The sequence below is a fragment of the Kitasatospora sp. NPDC093558 genome (assembly GCF_040683475.1).
GTDB lineage: Bacteria > Actinomycetota > Actinomycetes > Streptomycetales > Streptomycetaceae > Kitasatospora.
This window is the reverse complement of record NZ_JBFBDY010000630.1, coordinates 1-3561: the sequence shown is the minus strand read 5'-3', so window position 1 is coordinate 3561 and position 3561 is coordinate 1. Positions and strand designations below refer to the sequence as shown.

The window sequence follows — 3561 nt, the reverse complement described above, 5'->3', positions numbered from 1 at the left end:
CAGAGCGCCGAGCGGCGCCGGGAGGAGTGCTCGCCGTCGGGGCCGTCGGCCGGCTGGAGCGCGGCGACGGCGGCGGTGGCCGCGGCCGGGTCCGCGAGCGGGCGGGCGGCGGTCAGCGCGGCGGCCTCGTCGGCGCTCAGGCCGGCCTCGGTCAGCGCGGTGGCGGCCTCGGCGGCCGGGACGGCGTTGAACCAGCGCAGCGCGAGGGCCGCGCGGCCCGCCTCGGTGAGCCGGCCGGTGAGCCGCAGGCGGGCGAGGCCGCCGTCCGGGTAGACGTTGATGCGCACGTGGGTCACCGGGCGGCCCACGTCGAGCCGGAAGCGGTGGCGGGTGTCGGGCTGCAGGCGGGTGCGGGGCAGGATCTCGAACCACTCGCCGTCCGCCGGGTCCTGTCCGGTCGAGGCGTCGAAGCCGACGAGGTCGGCCCAGCCGGGGGCATTGGCGACGAAGTGGGTGGTGTCCACCTCGGCGGCCAGGACCTCACCGCCCCCGGCCAGGGCGATCTGCACCCAGTCGTTGGCCTTGTCACGCCGACGCCGGGTCTCCCAGCCCTCGCCCATGACGGAGGCGCGACCGGGAGCGTTCAGGTTGTGCGGGGAGGAGAAGTAGCGGTCGGACGCGGCCTCGGCCACGCCGCCGTACTCCTGGGCGGCGAGGTCGAAGGTCAGGCCGTCGAGCTCGCGCGGGTCGGGCACCACCTCGCCGTGCACGCGCAGCCGGGCGACGCCGCCGTCCGGGAATATGCTCAGGCGCACGTGGGTGTAGCGGGTGTCGTCCTCGACGGCGAACTCGTGGGCGGTGTCGCCCTTGAGCGCGGTGCGCGCCACCAGCGTCGTCCACTCGGCGGCGGCGACCTCCTCGGGCGAGGGGTGGCCCGGTACGGACGCGGCCTCGACGGCGGCGCTCTCCGGGTAGTTGCCGGTGAAGTGGGCGGTGTCGACGATCACGCCGCGGATCACGCCGCCGGCGCCGAGCCGGACGATCGTCCAGTCGTGGTCCTGGTCGGTGGGGTGCGGCTGGTCGGCCGAGACGCCGCGACGGCGCTTGGACTCCCAGCCGTCCATGATCTGGCCCTTGTGGCCGAAGGTGTGCGGGCGGAACTCGGCGGGCTTGGCGACCAGCAGGTTCTCCGCGTCGGCGAAGGTGTCCTCGTTGGTGGCGACGACGCCCGCGCCCAGCAGCCGGGAGGCCAGGTTGACCAGCTCTGTGAAGGGAGCGCTCGGGGTGTCGGCGGGGGTCACGTCGTCTCCTCGGTTCGAGTCGGTGCGAGTCGGTACAAGTGGGTGCGGGCCTGCGGGAGTCAGTTCGACTCGGCCGGCGCGGGGGCGGCCGGGCGGACGAGCTGCCGGCCGAAGGGCTCGCCGGCGGTGTCCACCACCCGGCCGCGCAGCCAGGTGGTGCGCACGGCGCCGGCCAGGGTCCGTCCGGCGTACGGGGTCACGGGGTTGCGGTGGTGCAACTCATTGGCGTGGACGGCGAATTCGCCGTCCGGGTCGAAGGCGACCAGGTCCGCGTCGCGGCCCACCTCGATGGCGCCCTTGGTGGCGCTCAGGCCGGCCAGCTCGGCCGGTCCGGAGGCCATCCAGCGGACGACGTCGGCGAGGGTGTGGCCGCGGCGGCGGGCCTCGGTCCAGACGGCGGGCAGGCCGAGCTGGAGGGAGGCGATGCCACCCCAGGCGGCCGCGAAGTCACCGCTGCCGCCGTGCGCGGGCAGCAGCTTGAGGTCGGGGGTGGACGGCGAGTGGTCGGAGACGACGGCGATGAACTCGCCTGCCGCCAGGGCCGCCCAGAGCGCGTCGCGGTTGGACTCGTCGCGGATCGGCGGGCAGCACTTGAACGCCGTGTCGCCGTCCGGCACCTGCTCGGCCGCGAGGGTCAGGTAGTGCGGGCAGGTCTCCGCGGTCACCCGCACGCCGTCCTCCCTGGCCTGGCGCAGCAGCGGCAGGACGGCGGCGGAGGAGACGTGCAGGATGTGGACGCGGGCGCCGGTGCGCCGGGCCGTGTCGAGCAGCCGGGCGACGGCCGCGGTCTCCGCGTCGGCGGGGCGGGAGGCGAGGAAGTCCCGGTAGTGGACGCCGGGTTGCTGCGGGGCGGCGGCGAGGACCGCCGGGTCCTCGGCGTGGATGATGGCGAGGGCGCCGATCCGGGCCTGCTCGGCCAGGGCGGTCTCCAGGTCGGCCGGTTCGACGTGCGGGAACTCGTCGACGCCGGAGGGCGCGAGGAAGCTCTTGAAGCCGAACACGCCCTCGCGGTGCAAGGGTTCGAGGTCGGCGGCGTTGCCGGGGACCGCGCCGCCCCAGAAGCCGAGGTCGACCCAGGTCTGGCCCTCGGCGGCCTTCCGCTTGACGGCCAGTCCGTCCACGGTGGTCGTGGGCGGGACGGAGTTGAGCGGCATGTCGATGATCGTGGTGACGCCGCCGGCCGCGGCGGCCCGGGTGGCGGTGGCGAAGCCCTCCCACTCGGTGCGGCCGGGCTCGTTGACGTGCACGTGGGTGTCGACCAGGCCGGGGAGCAGCGCGGTGTCGCCGAGGTCGACGAGCCGGCGGTCGCCGGCGAGGAGCGAGCCGTGCGCGGCGATCTCCGCGATCTTCCCGTCCCGGATCAGCACGTCCGCGGGGCGCTCGCCGCCCGGCAGGACCACCCGCCGGGAGCGGATCACCGTGGGCTGGCTGACAGGCATGGGGGCCTCCGAAACCTGGGAGTTGGGGGTGCGGGAACGCCGGACCGGCCGGGTCGGGCGATCGGACGGGACGCGCGGGTCGGGCCGGGGCGGCCGGACGGGCCGGCCGGACGGGGCGTTCGGTCGGACGAGCCGGTCGGTCGGACGGGGCGTTCGCAGTGGGCGGGAACCGAAGGATTGCCGGGAGCCTAGGCCCGCCTTCAACAAAACGTCAATGGAGGAACGTACGAGTGTTCGCGCGTCCCGGCCGCCACGCGTACGCGGGTGCACGGGCTCAGCCGTCCAGCAGTGCCCCGGCCAGCCGCTCCCCCGCGGTCTCGGCCAGTTCGGCGGCCCTGGTCATGCTGTCGCCGGGCTGTTCGGCCAGGTCGGTGAGGGCGATCGCGGCGGCGAAGCCGGCCGAGCGCCACTCGCTCTCCGCCAGTTCCAGCCGCCCCGCCACAGCGGCCACCCGAACCCCCGCCCGAGTGGCCGCCGCGGCGACGCCGGCGGGGGCCTTGCCGTGGAGCGTCTGTGCGTCCAGGCAGCCCTCGCCGGTGACGACGAGGCGTGCCCCACGCACGGCCTCGTCGAAACCCAGCAGTTCGAGCAGCAGCTCGATACCGGGTCGCATGGTGGCGCCGAGCAGGGCGAGGGCGGCGAAGCCCACCCCGCCCGCGGCCCCGGCGCCGGGGGCCTCGCGCACGTCCCGTCCGGTGGCCTCGGCGACCTTGTCCGCGAAGCGGGTCAGGCCCTCCTCCAGGATCACCAGGTCGTCGATGTCCGCGCCCTTCTGCGGGCCGTAGACGGCGGTGGCGCCGCGCGGGCCGAGCAGCGGGTTGTCGACGTCGCAGGCCACGACGACCTCGACGCCGCTCAGCGCGTCGGCCAGCGGGCCGAGG

3 protein-coding genes are annotated in these 3561 nt (G+C 75.7%); all 3 read right to left on the bottom strand.

What is annotated here, in order from left to right:
* Nucleotides 1-1241 (bottom strand): allantoicase (gene alc, locus AB0O00_RS32780; protein ID WP_363658018.1); only part of this gene is annotated, 1241 nt, incomplete at its 3' end.
* Between the two features lie 59 nt (nucleotides 1242-1300).
* Complete coding sequence (gene allB / locus AB0O00_RS32775; RefSeq protein ID WP_363658016.1) at nucleotides 1301-2680, bottom strand: allantoinase AllB; 1380 nt, start codon at nucleotides 2678-2680, stop codon at nucleotides 1301-1303.
* Between the two features lie 274 nt (nucleotides 2681-2954).
* The coding region (locus AB0O00_RS32770; protein WP_363658014.1) for a glycerate kinase at nucleotides 2955-3561 on the bottom strand (607 nt) is incomplete at its 5' end.

Coding starts and splice junctions, on each gene's coding strand:
- allB (WP_363658016.1), bottom strand. CDS start 2,680: ATGCCTGTCAGCCAGCCCACGGTGATCCGCTCCCGGCGGGTGGTCCTG.